This is a genomic window from Streptomyces sp. NPDC104307 (assembly GCF_055584045.1).
Map to the genome: position 1 here is coordinate 442,053 of NZ_JBVJMU010000004.1, position 16,266 is coordinate 458,318.

12 protein-coding genes are annotated in these 16,266 nt (G+C 72.4%); 4 read left to right on the forward strand and 8 right to left on the reverse strand.

Annotated features, from left to right (window positions below; translation table 11 throughout):
* Positions 1-117: 117 nt before the first annotated feature.
* Entirely contained in the window at positions 118-1,047 is a 930-nt protein-coding gene (locus tag ACZ601_RS14920) for an SDR family oxidoreductase (protein ID WP_469537418.1), read from the reverse strand.
* Between the two features lie 119 nt (positions 1,048-1,166).
* Here ACZ601_RS14920 and ACZ601_RS14925 point away from each other — a divergent pair, with 119 nt between their 5' ends.
* Positions 1,167-1,733 (forward strand): TetR/AcrR family transcriptional regulator, encoded by a 567-nt coding sequence (locus tag ACZ601_RS14925; protein ID WP_469537421.1) that lies wholly within the window; start codon positions 1,167-1,169, stop codon positions 1,731-1,733.
* Positions 1,734-1,836: 103 nt separating this feature from the next.
* On the forward strand, positions 1,837-2,508 hold the full coding sequence (locus tag ACZ601_RS14930) for a hypothetical protein (RefSeq protein ID WP_469537424.1): 672 nt from the start codon (positions 1,837-1,839) through the stop codon (positions 2,506-2,508).
* 31 nt (positions 2,509-2,539) lie between these two features.
* On the opposite strand, the gene ACZ601_RS14935 is transcribed toward ACZ601_RS14930, so the two are convergent.
* The 5 genes from ACZ601_RS14935 to ACZ601_RS14955 form a co-directional block, all read right to left on the reverse strand.
* Positions 2,540-4,267: a serine/threonine-protein kinase gene (locus ACZ601_RS14935; protein ID WP_469537426.1), complete on the reverse strand. Its 1,728-nt coding sequence runs from the start codon at positions 4,265-4,267 to the stop codon at positions 2,540-2,542.
* 148 nt (positions 4,268-4,415) lie between these two features.
* On the reverse strand, positions 4,416-4,895 hold the full coding sequence (locus ACZ601_RS14940; RefSeq protein ID WP_469537429.1) for an NUDIX hydrolase: 480 nt from the start codon (positions 4,893-4,895) through the stop codon (positions 4,416-4,418).
* A 30-nt stretch (positions 4,896-4,925) separates the two neighbouring features.
* Positions 4,926-6,521, reverse strand: a complete 1,596-nt coding sequence (lnt, locus tag ACZ601_RS14945) for an apolipoprotein N-acyltransferase (protein ID WP_469537431.1) — start codon at positions 6,519-6,521, stop codon at positions 4,926-4,928.
* 210 nt (positions 6,522-6,731) lie between these two features.
* A complete protein-coding gene (locus ACZ601_RS14950; RefSeq protein ID WP_073738060.1) occupies positions 6,732-7,295 on the reverse strand; it encodes a hypothetical protein in 564 nt (187 codons plus the stop codon).
* 69 nt (positions 7,296-7,364) lie between these two features.
* Positions 7,365-8,150, reverse strand: coding sequence for a glutamate racemase (locus ACZ601_RS14955; RefSeq protein ID WP_469537434.1), 786 nt, complete (start codon positions 8,148-8,150; stop codon positions 7,365-7,367).
* 58 nt (positions 8,151-8,208) lie between these two features.
* On the opposite strand from ACZ601_RS14955, the gene ACZ601_RS14960 reads away from it, so the two are divergent.
* Positions 8,209-9,381 (forward strand): glycosyltransferase, encoded by a 1,173-nt coding sequence (locus tag ACZ601_RS14960; RefSeq protein WP_469537437.1) that lies wholly within the window; start codon positions 8,209-8,211, stop codon positions 9,379-9,381.
* Between the two features lie 15 nt (positions 9,382-9,396).
* On the opposite strand, the gene ACZ601_RS14965 is transcribed toward ACZ601_RS14960, so the two are convergent.
* Positions 9,397-10,764 (reverse strand): TerD family protein, encoded by a 1,368-nt coding sequence (locus tag ACZ601_RS14965; RefSeq protein ID WP_469537440.1) that lies wholly within the window; start codon positions 10,762-10,764, stop codon positions 9,397-9,399.
* A 262-nt stretch (positions 10,765-11,026) separates the two neighbouring features.
* Here ACZ601_RS14965 and ACZ601_RS14970 point away from each other — a divergent pair, with 262 nt between their 5' ends.
* The gene (locus tag ACZ601_RS14970) at positions 11,027-11,800 is read left to right on the forward strand and encodes a helix-turn-helix transcriptional regulator (RefSeq protein ID WP_469537443.1); all 774 of its coding nucleotides are present in this window, start codon (positions 11,027-11,029) and stop codon (positions 11,798-11,800) included.
* 52 nt (positions 11,801-11,852) lie between these two features.
* Here ACZ601_RS14970 and ACZ601_RS14975 read toward each other — a convergent pair whose 3' ends face one another.
* A complete protein-coding gene (locus ACZ601_RS14975; protein WP_469537445.1) occupies positions 11,853-15,962 on the reverse strand; it encodes a S8 family serine peptidase in 4,110 nt (1,369 codons plus the stop codon).
* Positions 15,963-16,266 lie beyond the last annotated feature (304 nt).

A 16,266-nucleotide genomic window follows, 5' to 3' on the forward strand; every position in this document is an offset into this window, starting at 1 on the left:
GTCATGTCCGCCCGCGTCGGTGCCGGCGCGACTTCACGTCGCCCCTTGGGGCACACCCGGCCCGACCCCCGTCCGGCAAACGCTGTCTGTGACTCCAGCCCTGTCGCGGTCGGGACGTTACGCGGACGGGCTGTCGAAGTAGTGCCCCTTGCCGAGGTCCTCAAGGAGCCCGGGGTGGGTCGGCCGCCACTCGAGCAGTTCGCGGGTCAGGGCGCTCGACGCCGGGCCGTCCAGGCCCAGGAGCCCGCCCAGCCAGCCGAAGTGCTCGCTCGCGTCCTCCACCGCGACGGCGGCCACGGGGAGGTCGAGACCGCGTCCGATCACTTCGGCGACGTCGCGGATCGGGACCCCTTCGTCAGCGACCGCGTGCAGTACGGATCCTGCGGGAGCCTGCTCCAGCGCCAGACGGAAGAGGCGTGCGGCGTCGAGCCGGGCCACGGCCGGCCAGCGGTTGGAGCCGTCACCGACATAGCCGGAGACGCCCTTGTCTCGGGCGACGCCGACCACGGACGCGATGAAGCCCTTGTCCCCGTCACCGTGCACCGTCGGGGGGAGCCGCACCACGGACGGGCGGACACCGCGTGAGGCGAGGGAGAGCGTCAGCTGCGCGTTGGCCAGCCGGGCCCCCGCACCCTCGAACGGCACCTCGCCGTCGGAGCTGAGCCCGTCCCGCTCGGTGGCGACCCGCCCAGGCGCGAGCCCCATCGTCCCGGACGCGATGACGAAGGGCCGGCCGGAGCCCGCGAGCGCGTCGCCGAACGCCTCGATGGCGGCGCGGTCCGCGTCGGCCGCACCCTGGAAGTCGCCCGAGAAGGCGATGTCGTGCTTGAACGCCAGGTGGACCACGCCGTCGGTGGCCTCGGCCGCACTCCGCAGAGCGTCGAGATCTTCGAGGCTGCCTCGGTACACCTCGGCCCCGGCCGCGTCGAGCGCGGCGGCCGAAGCGTCCGAACGGGCGAGTCCGACGACCTGATGACCCGCGCCGATGAGCTCGGGAACGACGGCGGATCCGATCCAGCCGGACGCTCCAGTGACGAAGACACGCATGGGAAACCTCCCGGATATGCCGACCACCCACGTCGAAAATCTCAGCGGACAGTCGATGTCAGCAACTGTCATCACCGTACACCTGATGCCAGTCACTGTCATCACATAGAATCGCCGCTATGAGCAGATGGGAGCCGAACGCACGCGGCAGGCTGGAACAGGCCGCGATGGAGCTTTACAGCGAGCACGGGTTCGAACAGACCACCGTGACCGAGATCGCCAGGCGGGCGGGGCTCACCGAGCGGACTTTCTTCCGGCACTTCAGCGACAAGCGCGAGGTCCTGTTCGCGGGCTCGTCCACGCTCCAGGACCTCTTCGTGGACACGCTCGCGGGCACACCCGAATCTGCGGCCCCCATCGATGCCGTGGCCGCGGCGCTCGATGCGGCCGCGACCGTCTTCCAGGACCGTCACGAACAGGCCCAGCAGCGCCAGAAAATCATCAACGCCAACGCCGAGCTGCAGGAACGCGAGCTGATCAAGCTCGCGAGGCTGTCCGCGGCCATCTCCGACACCCTTCGCCGACGCGGCGTCGCGGAACCGGCCGCGAGCCTGGCCGCCGAGGCGGGGATCGCCGTCTTCAAGGTGACGTTCGAGCGCTGGATCGACGGGACCGGCTCTCCGGACATGTCACAGCTCATCCGCGAGGTCCTCGACGAGCTGAAGGCCGTGACAGCGGGCGGGTGACCGTTGTTTACCCCCTCGCCACGGTCAGTGCGGCTCGCCACCGGCCCACCGCACGGTGCCGAGATGCCGAAGCGCGTACCAGCGCATACCTTCCACTTGGCTCATGTTCGCGCTTCGGGAGGTGCTGATGCGGAAGGCAGGCCGCACTCCGCGCCGGGCGCTCAGCGGCTCCGCCCAGGGGCCGGGCAGCGCCTCGGTCCGTACCGCGTCCGCAGGCCGGCTCATCGCCGCGCTCCTGCTCGCGACGGCGACGACAGCGACGGTGACAACGACAGCGGCAGCGACCCCGTCCCACGCCGGCTCACCGCCGAGCCGGTCGCCGTCTGCCGGATCTCGATCGCCGTCCACCGGTCCGAACCTGGTCTACCGGTACGGCTACTCGCTGGGCTTCCACCCCTTCACCAGCCCCCACGACGTCACCGCCCAGCTCACCGGCAACTTCTGGCTGTTCCCGGTGAGCGGTGACTGCCCGGCCGTGATCCACCCGGCGGACGAATGCGATCTGCTGGGCGGAAACCCGGTCCGGGTGGAGGCGATCGGGTACGACAGCCTGCAGATCGCGACGCTTCCCGGCCACGACCTGGGCGACGGCATGCACATCCGGTTCACCTTCGCCCGCGTTCTCGGGCTGCACTGCCTGGTGGTCAGCGCCTGGCAGGACAGGCCCACCCCGTGCAGCGAGCGGACCTTGTGCAGCGCGGCAAGCCGTACGGGTGCCCAGGTCCTGTGGCGCGTCCTCGCCGAAACGCTGAAGATCTCCGCCTACGCCGCCTGACCCGGCCCGCGGGACAGGAAGACGTGCTGCCTCAGGCGTGGAAGCCGTTGCACACGACGGGGGTGTAGTCCTTCGGCCCGCCGTCGACGCGGTAGATCACCACCGTCCAGTCCCCGCGGTCCTCCCCCACCGGAATCGCGCCGAGGGTCTTCGTTCCGAAGTGGGCCCGGAAGTCATCGGGGTACTTCAGCCTGACGGCCCCGCCGGAGGACCAGTGGGAGTAGATGTCGACCGGCTTGCTGGTGAAACCGATGCCCCTGGCCTCGGACCGGAGCGGCCGCCCGGTGGCGCGGTCGGTCTCGTGCGGGGGCCGCACGCCCACCGAGACGTAGTAGGGCGCCGGTCTCCTTCCCTTCCCGGCGTCCTCGAACCGCATCGACACCGAGGCGGTGCCGGAGCCGGTGGTGTGCGAAACGGTGGAGGTCAGACCGGACGGCGGAAAGGACTCGGGAACCTCGTCCGCATCGCAGCCGCCGCTGCCCAGAGCGGCCTGGTCCGGATCGTCGGACAGGGTCCAGCGGTCCTGCGAGACACGGTCGTTCGCTATGTGGTCCGGTGGGCTCTTCGGCTTCTCCGCGGCTGGCGAACGGCTCGCGGCCGGCCGGCCCGACGCGGTGGCACCGGGCTCGGCCGCGGCGCCTGCGCCCCCGCCGTCCGTCTCCGGGAGCAGCCAGACCGTCACCGGCACCGCGACCGCCACCGCGCACACGGCGGCCCAGACCCTCCCCCGCCGCGGGCGCCGGCCCACGGTCCCGGCCGTCGAGGGCCCCGCCGCCGGCTGATCGGCGGGGCCGGGCTCCCGCCGGGTCGGGGCGGCGGTCCCCCGGGCCTGCACCGTGTCCGTCCCCGGCGCCGGGTGCGCGCCGGACACCATCGGCGCCGTGGTCGCGCCCCCCGGTACGAGAACGGCTCCCGGGGCGCGGACCAGCGCGCCGTAGTGGGCGTCCGACGCCAGCGGCGAGTCCACCCCGCACAGCGCGATCACGACGGCGGGCGCCGGCCGCTCCGCGGGGTCCTTCTCGACGCACTTCCGGATCAGCGCGGCCAGGTCCGGCCGCACTCCGGTCAGGTCGATCTCCTCGTGCACGGTCCGGTAACTCACCGAGGCGGCGTCGCCCGTGCCGAACGGGGGCCGGCCCGTCGCCGTGTACGCGAGCGTGGCACCCAGCGCGAAGACGTCCGCCGCCGGGCCAGCCTCATTGCCCAGCAGCACCTCGGGGGCCGTGTATCCGGGTGTCCCCGACGCCATCCCCTCCGGGGTGAGGACCGACTGTTCGATGCCGCGTGCGATCCCGAAGTCGATCAGCTGCGGTCCCTGCGGCGAGAGGATGACGTTGTGCGGCTTGAGGTCCCGGTGTGTGACCCCGTGCACGTGGACCGCGGCCAGTCCTTCGGCGAGTGCGGCCAGCAGCCGCAGGGCGCTGTCCGGCGGGAAGGGGCCTCCCGCGCGGACGGCGGCGCGCAGCGTGGGCCCCGGTACGTACTCCGTGGCCAGCCAGTAGGGGGACGCGTCGAGGGAAGCCTCGATCAGCTGGGCGGTGTACACGCTGCGTACCGTCTCGACGGTCGCGGCCTCGCGCCGGAACCGGGCCAGTGCCTCGGGGTGATCGCTGATCTCGTCGCGGATGACCTTGACGGCGACCAGCCGTCCGCCGGGTGACCGGCCGAGGTACACCTGCCCCATACCGCCCGCGCCGAGACGGCCGAGCAGCTGGTAGGTGCCTATGCGGGCGGGGTCCTGGGGCCTCAGTGCGTCCACGGCCCGACTGTGCCACATCCGCACACGCCGGACCACAACTCCCGTCGGCACGACCGGGATCCGCGCGCGGGGCGGCGGGCCCGTCGGATTCCGTGCCGTGTCGCGGACCGGGCGGCGGCCGTTCGCGCCGTCGCCCGGTCCGTCACGTTCACTGCGGTTCTGTGGCCTCGAACCAGGTGGGTCCGTCGTTGAGCGACTGCTTGATGCGCAGGAGCGCGAACTCGTCCAGTGGCGGCAGCGCGTCGACGCCGAACCAGCCCACCTCCAGCGACTCGTCGTCATTGACGCGGGCCTCGCCGCCGGTGGCCCGGCAGCGGAAGGTGATGTCCAGGAACTGGCACCGGTCGCCGTTGTCGTACTGGATGGCGGGCAGCGCCTGGGTCAGTACGACGCGCTCCGCGACGCAGTGCACGGCCGTCTCCTCGTGCACCTCGCGCTCCGCCGTCGCCGCCGGCTGCTCCCCCGGCTCCGAGATGCCCCCGATGATCGACCACTTCCCGGTGTCCGCGCGCCGTCCGAGCAGCACTCTGCCCTCCTCGTCGAAGACGACGGCGCTGACGCCGGGCAGCAGGAGCAACTGTTGACCCGCCGTGGCGCGGATCTCTCGGATGAAGTCAGGAATTGCCATGAGATGAGCCTACGTCGCGTGCGGAGTCGTTCAGCGGGCGCGGCGCGTGCGGACCGCACGCGTGCCGGCCCAGCCGAGGCCGATGACCGCGAGCAGCGAGAGCACCCCTTCGGGCAGCGGTCCCATCCTGGTCGCGGGGGTCAGCGAGGACCGCAGCGGCACCTCTTCCACCAGTGCGTCCGGGGTGAACATCTTCGTCTTGCGGACGACGGTGCCGTCCGGGCGGATGACCGCGCTGACGCCGCTGGTGACCGGGACGACGACGGACCGGCTGTGCTCCACCGCGCGCACCCGGGACATCGCCAGCTGCTGGTAGGTCATCTCGCTGCGGCCGAAGGTGGCGTTGTTGCTGGGCACCGCGATCATCTGGGCACCGTGCTCGACCGTGTCGCGCACGGCGTCGTCGAACGCGGCCTCGTAGCAGGTGACGAGCCCGACGTAGGAGCCGGAGAGGTCGAAGACGCCGACCTTCTTGCCCGGTCCGAAGTCGCGCTGCACCCGGTCCACGTCCGAGCTGAAGAGCCGCACGAAGGAACGCATCGGCATGTACTCGCCGAACGGCTGGATGTGGCGCTTGTCGTACGTGGCCACCGGGCCCTTGTCCGGGTCCCACTGGATGAGGGTGTTGCGCAGCTTGCCGGTGTCGGGCTCGACGACCGCGCCGACGACGGTCGGCACCCCGATCGCCCGCACCGCGTCGTCGATCACGATCTTCGCGTCGGCGTTGCGGTAGGGGTCGAGGTCGGAGGAGTTCTCCGGCCACAGGACGAAGTCGGGCTGCGGTACCTTGCCCGCCTTCACGTCCCGGGCCAGCTGCTCCGTGCGGTTCGCGTGGTTGTCCAGGACGGCGCGGCGCTGGGAGTTGAAGTCGAGGCCGAGGCGCGGCACGTTGCCCTGGATCGCGGCGACGGTCGCGGTGCCGTCCTCGGCCGAGTCGTCCACCAGCGGCAGCGACGCGAGCGCCGCGGCGACCGGGACGAGGACGGCCGCGGCGGTCACCGCGGCGGCCAGCCGGGGCAGTTCACCGGTGGCGCGGCGGACCCGGAAGCGGCGGACCGCCTCGAAGAGCCCGAAGCCGCACAGCACGACGGCGAAGGAGAGCAGCGGTGTGCCGCCGAGCGCGGCGAGCGGCAGGAAGACACTGTCCGCCTGGCCGAAGGCGATCCTGCCCCAGGGGAAGCCGCCGAACGGCACCCTGGCTCGTACCGCCTCGTCCAGGGCCCAGACCGCCGCGGCCCAGAACGGCCAGCCTGCGAGCCGGGACACGGCGGAGATGCCGATGCAGCCCAGCGCGATGAACAGTGCTTCGGCGGCTGCCAGGGCCAGCCAAGGCAGCGGGCCGACCTCTTCACCGGTCCAGTGCAGCAACGGCAGCATGAAGCCCAGCCCGGCGAGCAGGCCGAGGCCGAACGCGGCGCGGGGCCTGCGCTCGAACAGCACCCAGCCCAGCAGTGCGAACCCGGGCAGAACCAGCCACCACAGGGGCCGGGGCGGGAAGCTCACGTACAGCATCAGCCCGGAGAGCACGGCTGCGCTGGGACGGACGAGTCGAGGCAGCAGGCGCCTGGCTCGATGGACGGAGGCGGGCTGCTGCGGGTCGCCGACCGGGGCGATGGTGGTGCTCACCAGGCGGAGTCTACGGTGGCCCGCTGTGCGTCCGGCAGCCCTGTCCCGATGGCGGAATCCGTACATCCGGATCGTTTCTCAGCCTATTCTGCGCATATCCCTGACGGGTGCCTGCCGGGGCCGTTGATCTGTGCGGCAGTCCCCCGCCGACCGGTCTGATCCGGCCGTCACGCACGGGCCGTCACAGGCCCGGAGACCCGCCGCGGTGTCTCAGGCTCCGGCCGGGGCGCCGGTGGCCGGCAGGTGCAGCCGGTCGCGGATGAACCGGACGCCCGCCTCCGCGTCGTCCACCGTCACGGTGAAGGTCCTGCCGTCACCGAGCCGGAGCACCAGGCCCTCGCCGCGCCGTACGACCACGGCGGTGCCCTGCTCCGGGCGCCAGCGGTAGCCCCAGCCGCCCCACTGGCGGGGGGTGACCCGGGGAGCGAACTCCGCGCCCACCACATGGGTGAGCAGGATCCGGCGGCGCGGCAGGCCCATGTGGCCGCAGCGCACTTCGAGGGCGTCGCCGTCGACCCGGACGGCCACGTTCACGAAGGCCAGGGTGCCGAAGAGCATCAGCAGACCGGCCGCCATGCAGCCGATCACCGACATCAGCAGCGGTGCGATGCCGGAGGTCCAGGTGGAGCTGACGGCGAGCTGGATGCCGAGCGCCAGGCAGGCGGCGCCCGCCGCGGCGAGCACCCACTGGGTCCGGTTGGTGGCCCGGCCGGTCCAGACCGCCGGGTGGGAGTCGGCTCCGCTGTGCCTCGGTTCTCGGGGGTGGTCCCTCATGCCAAGCAGCGTACTGAAGAATCCGCACGACGGAACGGGTCCCGCGGCTCCGGCCGGGTCGCCGGAAGGTCAGCGGGCGGGGGTGGCCACCATGAGCCGGCGCCCCTCCGGGTAGGCCAGAGCGGCTTCCGGCAGTTCGGACACCCGGCCGCCGAGGAGCACCACGAGACCGGAGGCCGGTTCGGCCGACGGAGCGGGTTCGGCCCCGATCCGGCGCAGCGCCTGGGCCGCGACGGCTCCGGCGGAGGGGTACAGGGCCACGGCGGGCCGGCCGGGCCGGCGCACGGCGTCGCGGATGCGCTCGGCGACCAGCTCGTAGTGGGTGCAGCCCAGCACGATGGCCCGGACGTCGGGCGGGGTGAGCGCGGCGGCCGCGGCGATGGCCCGGTCGATGCCCTCCTCGTCGGCGTACTGCACGGCGTCGGCGAGACCGGGGCAGGGGACCTCGGTGACGGCCGCGGAGCCGGCGAAGTCACTGATGAGTCCTCGCTGGTACGGGCTGCCCGTGGTCGACGGGGTGGCCCAGATCGCGAACGGTCCGCCGGCGGCCGCGGCCGGCTTGATCGCGGGAACGGTCCCGATGACCGGCAGGCCGGGTTCGAGCTCCGCCCGCAGCGCCTGGAGCGCGCGCACAGAGGCGGTGTTGCAGGCGACGATCAGCGCGTCGGGCCGGTGGGCGGCGGCCGCGCGGGCGACGCCGAGCGCGCGCTCCGTCACGTACTCGGGGGTGCGGGGGCCCCAGGGCATGCTGTCGGGGTCGGAGGAGAGCACCAGATCGGCGTCCGGCCTCAGCCGGCGTACTTCTGCGGCGGCGGCGAGCAGGCCGATTCCGGAGTCCATGAGCGCGATCTTCACCCGGTCACCATAGTCGACCACCCTTGCGGTCCCGGCTCAGTGGGGCAGACTTCGGCCAATGAGCGCCATTGTCTGGATCGCCGTGGGTTCCCTCGCCGCCTGGGTGTGGCTGCTGCTGGGCCAGGGATTCTTCTGGCGGACGGACCAGCGGCTGCCGGACAGCACGGAGCCCGGCGACTGGCCGTCCGTCGCGATCGTCGTCCCCGCCCGGGACGAGGCCGACATGCTTCCGGTGAGTCTGCCGTCGCTGATGGCGCAGGACTATCCGGGACCGGCCGAGATCTTCCTGGTCGACGACTGCAGCAAGGACGGCACCGGGGATCTGGCCCGCGCGCTGGCCGTGCGGCACGGTGGGCTGCCGGTGACCGTGGTGTCGCCCGGGGAGCCGCTGCCCGGCTGGACGGGGAAGCTCTGGGCCGTGCGGCACGGGATGGCGCAGGCCCGGACCAGGGACCCGGAGTACCTGCTGCTCACGGACGCCGATATCGCGCACGAGCCGGACAGTCTGCGGGAGCTGGTGGCGGCCGCCGGGCCGGGCGGCTTCGACCTGGTGTCGCAGATGGCCCGGCTGCGGGTCCAGAGCACCTGGGAGCGGCTCGTCGTCCCGGCGTTCGTGTACTTCTTCTCGCAGCTCTACCCGTTCCGGTGGGTGAACCGGGCGGCTGCACGCACCACCGCGGCCGCGGGCGGCTGCGTACTGCTGCGGACCGAGGCCGCCGTACGGGCGGGGGTGCCGGAGTCGATCCGGCAGGCGGTGATCGACGACGTGTCGCTGGCCCGTGCGGTGCGGGACAGCGGCGGCCGGATCTGGCTGGGGCTCGCGGACCGGGTGGACAGCGTGCGGCCGTACCCCTGCCTGGCCGACCTGTGGCGGATGATCTCCCGCAGCGCGTACGCCCAGCTGCGGCACAATCCGCTGCTGCTGCTCGGCACGGTGCTGGGGCTCGCGCTCGTCTACCTCGCGCCGCCCGTGACGCTGGTGGCCGGACTGCTGGCCCCCAATTCCCTGGCGGCCTGGACGGGGGGCGTCGCCTGGGTCGTGATGGCCGGTACGTATATGCCGATGCTGGGGTACTACCGGCAGTCCCTGTGGCTGGCGCCGCTGCTGCCGTTCACCGCACTGCTGTACCTGCTGATGACGGTCGATTCGGCCGTCCAGCACTACCGGGGCCGCGGTGCGGCCTGGAAGGGGCGTACGTACGCGCGTCCCGAGGCCGCACCGGACCGGTGAACCGGCGGCCGGAGCTCACTTGCGGCCGGGGGTCCAGTTCATGCCCCAGCCGTAGGCCTGGTCGATGGTGCGCTGCGGGCTCACCCCGCGCTGCGGCACCAGGTAGCGGGCCTCCCGCTGCACGGTGAGATCGCCCCCGTCGTTGCTGATGAGCGCGAGTGCACAGACCGTGGACGGGACGGTGCACTCGTCGAGCGAGAAGTCGATCGCGGCACCGTGCTGGGGCTGGAGGGTCACCGTCGCGTGCAGATCGGCGAAGCTCCGGGCCCCTTCGTAGATGGTGACGAAGATCAGGATCCGGCGGATCCTGGACTTCTGGTCGAGGTTGACGGTCAGGTTCTCACCGGAGGCGACAGCACCCGTCCGGTCGTCGCCGTCGAGGTGGATGTAGGGCGCCTGCCGGAGGGATCCGAAGGCGTTTCCGAGCGACTGCACCACGCCCTTGCGCCCGTCGGTCAGCTCGTAGAGGGCACAGAGGTCGAGGTCGAGGTCCGCGTGGTTCGCGACGGCCCGGCCCAGCTTGCTCCCCCACCCCTTGAACTGCTTGCGCACCTCCCAGTTGAGGTTGACGCGCATGGATCCCGAGGTACCGCCCTGCTTGGCGAGCGAGACCGACGGCGCTTCCTTGGTGAGCGTCACCTTGGTGAGCCTGACGGGCTGGGTGACCGAAGGGGCTGGAGGCGCCGGAGGGGCGGGCGGGGCCGGGCGCGCGATCGGAGCGGCGGCGGCCGGCTGGAAATACGGCGGCTGCGGGGGCGACAGCTGCGGCGGCGGCACGGAGTCGACCCGTGTCGCCGGGTTCGGCTGCTGGGGCTGCGGCGGTGTCGGGGGCTGAGGGGCCTGCTGCGGCTGCCGCGGCTCGTCGACGGAGATCCCGAAGTCCGTGGCGAGGCCTTCGAGCCCGCTCCCGTATCCCTGGCCCACGGCCCGGAACTTCCAGGCGCCCTGGCGCCGGTAGAGCTCGCCGAGGACGAACGCGGTCTCGACGGTGGCGTCGGCGCTGTCGAACCGGGCCAGTTCCGAGCCGCTCGCCGTGTCCGTGATCCGCACGTACAGCCCGGTCACCCGGCCGAATGTGCCACCGTCCGCGGAAGCGGCCAGCACGATGCGGTCGACGGCGGGCTCCACCCGTGTCAGATCGACGGCCAGGCTCTCGGTGGCCGCGCCGTCGGCCACCTGCTTGCCCTCGTGGCGCACCGCGCCGGACGCGTGGGCCGGCTGGTTGTAGAAGACGAAGTCCGCGTCGCCGCGCACCTTTCCCGATGCGAGGAGGAGGAGCGCGGAGGCGTCCACGTCCGGCGTCCCGGGGGTGGTGTGCCACCCCAGCTCGACGCGCACGGCCTGCGCCGCCACTGGAACGTTGGTTCCCTTGAGCATGGTCATGCTCGCCCCCATCGTGAGTCCGGCTGCCGAAACCTTCCCGGCCAACCTAATGGTTTGCGCGGTGGGGCCTCCAGCTTCGGACGCGTGAGCCGCGTGGCCGGTGAGCGGAAGGCGCGGGCGGCGTCCCGGGGGGTGTTGTCAGAACTGATCCATTCGTGAAGACACTTGATCCATGTCGTCCGATTCAGGAATACCACCGCGTCCGGCAGTTATACCGTCTCCCGACCCACCGGGCTCCCCGGCCGCCGGGCCCTCCGACTCCGTGCGCTCCTCCCTGGCCAGGCTCCAGGAGGACCTGCGCCGGGCCGACGACTCGCTGGCCCAACTGCTCGGCCAGTGGCGGACCGGCGCCGACGGGGAGCCGGAGCAGCCCATCGAGTACTGGCAGGGGCACGAGGCGCAGGCCCGGCGCCTGTACGAGCTGGAGTACTCGGCCCGCACCTCGCTCCTGGTCTTCCAGTCCGGGGCCAACACCGTCGCGCCCGTCCCGTCGACGCTGGTCACGCCCACGCCCACGCCGCCGCCGCCGCCGCCGCCGAACGAGGGTCCGGAGCCGGCCCTGCGGAAGGACGGGAACCCCACGGCCGCCTACCGCGTGGTCGTCGACCGCGACTTCCTCTCCGAGCCGGCGGCCCTGCACGCGCTCGACGAGCGGCTGGCGGCCGGTCATCAGGTGCGGGTCGTCGACCAGCCCCTGATCAAACTCGTCGTCGCGGACGGCGAGACCGCGATGGTCCAGGTGGGGGGCGGCAGATCGATGGTGCTGGGGCCGCCCGTGGTGCTGCTGGCCGTCGAGCTGTTCGAAGCGGTCTGGCGGCGTTCGCGCCCGTATCTGCGCGAGGACGGCGATCTGAGCCCGAAGGACCGCCGGCTCCTGCAGTTGATGCTGTCCGGTCTGACGGACGCGGCGACGGCCCACCAGCTCGGCACGTCGCCCCGCACGGTCCAGCGCCGGCTCCGCGCTCTGATGGACGTGGCGGCGGTCTCCTCGCGTGTCCAGCTGGGCTGGTACGCGATGCGCAACAACTGGGTGTGAACGGTCCGCCGCCGGGGCGCCGACGGGCGGACCGTTCACCCGGTACCGGGGTTCACATCCGGTTCACGTAGTCCTCCAGGGTCCTGCCGCGCAGCCGCTTCACCGGGTCGGTGACGTGCTCCGACATGGTGTTGTGCTGAAGGTAGTTCTGCACCACCCAGTGCAGGTCCCGGTCGTCGACCGTGCCGTCGTGGTCGATGTCGGCGGCGCGGTTCGCGGTGCCGCGCGCCTCGTACACGGCGGCCGCGTCGCGGACGTCGATGACATCGTCGCCGTTGACGTCACCGGCGACCAGAGCGGGCACCGAGGAGCCTCCGGTGCCGGCCACGGGCCCGTATCCGTGCAGGCCCAGGTCGATCTCCTCCGACCAGGCGAAGTGGCCGGGGACCTTGACCTCGAACCGGTAGGGCTTCTCCGCAGGAGGCAGACCGTCGGCGGAGACCCTGGCGCCCGCGTCGACCGGCAGGGTTCGCCGGGTGCCGTCCGGCGCGGTCAGAGCCGCGTCGAAGCCGTCGAGGCCGTAGTCGCGCCCGGTGTCGAATCCGTAGTCCTCGGTCAGCAGCGCCTCGGCCGCGGGCCGTGCGCCGAAGGTGGACTCCGGGTTCAGCATCCGGACCGAGCCGTAGTACTGGATGTTCAGCTGCACCTTGGCACCCGCTGTGTCGACGGCGTACGTCGTGCCGGTGTTCAGCCCGGCCGACGTCGTCCAGTGCTCCCCCGTCACCTCGTACGTCACCTTCAGCAGCGGCATCGAGTCGCTGGTCAGCCCGGCGGTGTCGGAGACGTCGAAGGAGACGGTGCTGTACGACGACGCCCCGTCGGACACGTCGGTCCGGTGGATCGCGGAAGAGCCGTGGGCCGCCAGCTCGGCGGTCGGCTCGACACCGACGAGCCGCACGTCGCGGTCGTCGTAGCGGATCTGGGAGGTGAAGGACTTCCAGTGGTCGAGGTCGTGCGCGGTGAGGGTGTACGTGACGCGGTCCCCGGCGCGCGCCGCCGGAGCGCCTGCCGTGCCGACGACGTACGGGGTCCCCTCCTTGATGAGGTTGACCACGCGGACGTCCCCGATGTTGCCGGCCGCGTCGGTGGGCCACAGCTTGAGGTAGGTGGTCGGCGGGCCCGCGCTGATCGGGACCTGGAGGCCCACCTTGCCCTGCGCGTCGGCGTTGACGTGCCCGGTGGGCGAGTTGGGGCTGTAGGTGGAGTACAGCAGCTGGTTGTCCTGCTGGCCGATGTCGAACCCGGCGTCGTGGATCGCGTCGCTCTCACCGTCACGCAGGATGCCGGAGACGGCGAACGACGTCGCGTCGGCCGGTCGCTGGACGACCACGGGATGGGACAGGTCCCAGCCGCCGTACGCGTCCTCGTAGACCGGCGGGTGGGAGTCCACGTAGACGTCACGCAGTTCCGTGTCGGTGCCGCCGTGGGCGTCGGTGCCCACGATCCGCAGCTTGTAGTGGCCGTCCGCGGCCCACCGGCCGCGCGGGTCGACCGGCGTGGCGGCCCGCCCGGTCAGCGGGTGGTACCAGCCGCCGACCGTCACCGGGCCGTACAGGACGCCCTCGGTGAGGCCCACGGTGCTGACGCCGCCGATGTAGCCGAGGTCCTTGCCGCGGGCGTCGGCGAGGAACACGTCGACGCTGCGCAGCTGCCCGGCCATCCGCAGGTCGAAGGTGGCCGCCCCGCCGCCGGCGGAACCGGCGTCCGAGAACTGGTTGGTCGACATCACCGGCTTCGTCATGTCGATCTCCTCGAAGCCCGACTCGGCCACGCGCAGCCCGAACGGCACCCGCAGCGCGTGCGACCCCCCGCTCCGGACCGGTGTGAGGGTGAGGAAGCCCTCGTAGTAGCCGGCCGGGGCACCGGCGGGCACCCGCAGGGTGGTGCGCACGGTCGTCGTGCCGCGGGGCTTCGCGGTGACCCGGTCATCGGTGCGCAGGCTGATGCGGGCGGCGCGGGCATCGCCGGAGGTGCCGTTGCCCCGGGTGAACTCCGCGCTCACGGCGTAACTCTCCTTGGAGCGGCCCTCGTTGACGAGACTCAGCCGCTGCTCGGTCCGCACGGCCCGGCCCACTGGCAGCGTGCCGAGGTCGAGGGCGCCGGTGCGGTGGCCGATCTCGCTCCGCGTGCCGTCGAGGCCGATGTACGGGGTGCGGGCCTGCACCTGGAGCCCGGCCGTGGCGTGCACGGCGGAGTACGGGTCGACGGCGCCGGCCCCGGCGTCGAAGACGCTGACCTTGCCGGGCAGCGGGCGGGCGGTGTTCATCAGCGCCGTCTTGATGTCGTCGGGCGTGAGCCGGGGGTCGTGCTGGAGCATCAGTGCCGCGGCTCCGGCGATGTACGGCGAGGCCATGGAGGTGCCGCTCAGCCGGGCGTACGCGTAGGTGTAGTCCCCGGTCTCCGGGTCGACGACGTCCGAGGGAACGGAGGAGAGCACGCTGACGCCGGGGGCGGTGATCTCCGGCTTGATGGTGCCGGTGCCGTACGCCGGACCGCGTGAGGTGAAGTCGGCCAGTGAGCCGTCGCCGAGGCTGAACGTCCCGGCCTCGGTGAACGTGAGCCGGGCGGAGCCGTCCGCGGTCGCGGCCGTCAGTGCGGCGCCGTCGGCGGCGGTGAGTGAGAACGCCGGGACGTAGGACGGGCTCTCACCGATGTAGGAGGGGATGTGCCCTTCGGCGGCGTTGTCGTTGACGAGGAGGACGGCCGCGGCGCCCTCGGACTGCGCGCGCCGCACCTTCTCGTCGAGGGTGATCCCGCCCCGGCGCACCAGGACCGCCCGGCCGGTCACGTCCTTGCCGGTGTAGCCGGCGGCGGTCCCGGTGCCGGCGTCGGCCACCTGGTATTCGCCGGAGGCCAGCTTGTCGAGCGCGTCGCCGAACGGCTGGGCGAGCAGCCGTCCCTGGCCCGTGGTGCCGCCGGCGTCCAGGGTGTACGCGGGCAGCGTCATCGGCTCGTCGTGCGCGCCGACGGTGAGCGGCAGTGCGGCGGCTCCCGGGCTGCCGAGGGTGTTCGTGCCCGGCCCGCTGTTGCCTGCGGCGATGACCGTGGTGACGCCGTCGAGAACGAGGTTGTCGGCGGCTATGGACGCCGGGCTGAGCGGGTCGTTGACCGCAGCGCCGAGCGACATGTTGACGACGTCCACGTCGTCGTCGGCGGCCCGGTCCATCGCGGCGATGATGTCGCTGGTGCGGCCGCTGCCGTACGGTCCCAGCACGCGGTAGGCGTACACGGACGCGCCGGGAGCGACGCCGTGCGCGGCGCGTTCCGTGGACGCGGCGCCGCGCCCCGCGATGATTCCGGCGACGTGGGTGCCGTGCTCGGTGTAGTACGTCGCGCCCTGGTTGGTCTCGGCCTGGCCGGATGCCTTCCAGTCGGCGTACGTCGTCTCCATGGGGTCGGAGTCGTCGTCGACGAAGTCGTACCCGCCCGCGTAGGCGGCCTCGATGTCGGGGTGGTGGTAGTCGATGCCGGTGTCGATGATGCCGACCTTGACGCCCTTGCCGGTGATGCCTTCTTCGTGCAGCCGGGTGGCGCCGTCGTCGGCGCCGCCCGGCTCCCGGGCTCCGGACACGGCGGCGCCGGCCGGCTCGCGCTGTGCGAGCGCCTTCACCGTGGTGTCCGGCCATACGGCGGTGACCTGGTCGTTGTCCAGGAGGGCGGCCACCCGGTTGCCCGGCAGTCTGAGGCTCACACCGTCGAAGCTGTGGGTGAAACTGCGTCCCGGCGTCGGCGCGGGCGTCTTCTTCGCCGTCTTCGCGCCGTCGGGCCGCGCGAACATGCCCTCCAGAGCGGTGCGGAACTTCTGGTGCGCCTTCGTCACCGCGTCGCGGGCCTCCGCGTCGCTGACGGTGCGGCCTTCGGCCGCCGCCAGCAGCCGGGCGGTCCTGGCGGGCGGTGTGCTCAGCTGGACGATCACGTCGACCGGCTCCGCGCTGCGCAGCGCGGCCTTGTCGGTGAGGTGCAGGCCGCCCAGGTCCAGGCCGGCCATGTGATGCAGAGCCTGGAGCTCCTGGCCGTCCAGGGAGGCGAGCAGGCGGTCCGCGCTCTGCGTGGCGGCCGGGGAGGGCGCCGCCGCGGCAGCGGGTGCGGTGGCCGCCAGGGTGGCGAGGACGGTTGCCGCCGCAGCCATCGCGAGGCGTCTGCGCCCCGGGACTTGACTCATGATTCGTGGCTCCGCTCTGGGCAGTGACGGTGCCTCAACTCGCCTTGTGGGCGACGGAGAGACGGGCATCGCATGATCATGAACCCGGAGCCGGGCCGGCGGAAGTGAATGCCGGTGGCGAGATTGCGCCTGTCGGCAAGTCGCCATCGCTGCGGGAGTGTTCAGCCGGACCTCTCCGGATGGGTCCAGCCGCATCTCTCCGGGTGGGTCCGGCCGTATCTCTGCTGGTGTGCTGGGCCGCACGGGGCGTGGCGACTTCACGTCGTGTCACACATCCGCCAGTCGTTCCGGCTGCGTCACCCGC

What these genes read in the sequence shown, in the direction of transcription:
- ACZ601_RS14920 (WP_469537418.1), bottom strand. Translation starts at nt 1,047, where the DNA reads ATGCGTGTCTTCGTCACTGGAGCGTCCGGCTGGATCGGATCCGCCGTC.
- ACZ601_RS14925 (WP_469537421.1), top strand. Translation starts at nt 1,167, where the DNA reads ATGAGCAGATGGGAGCCGAACGCACGCGGCAGGCTGGAACAGGCCGCG.
- ACZ601_RS14930 (WP_469537424.1), top strand. Translation starts at nt 1,837, where the DNA reads ATGTTCGCGCTTCGGGAGGTGCTGATGCGGAAGGCAGGCCGCACTCCG.
- ACZ601_RS14940 (WP_469537429.1), bottom strand. Translation starts at nt 4,895, where the DNA reads ATGGCAATTCCTGACTTCATCCGAGAGATCCGCGCCACGGCGGGTCAA.
- ACZ601_RS14950 (WP_073738060.1), bottom strand. Translation starts at nt 7,295, where the DNA reads ATGAGGGACCACCCCCGAGAACCGAGGCACAGCGGAGCCGACTCCCAC.
- ACZ601_RS14960 (WP_469537437.1), top strand. Translation starts at nt 8,209, where the DNA reads ATGAGCGCCATTGTCTGGATCGCCGTGGGTTCCCTCGCCGCCTGGGTG.
- ACZ601_RS14965 (WP_469537440.1), bottom strand. Translation starts at nt 10,764, where the DNA reads ATGACCATGCTCAAGGGAACCAACGTTCCAGTGGCGGCGCAGGCCGTG.
- ACZ601_RS14975 (WP_469537445.1), bottom strand. Translation starts at nt 15,962, where the DNA reads ATGAGTCAAGTCCCGGGGCGCAGACGCCTCGCGATGGCTGCGGCGGCA.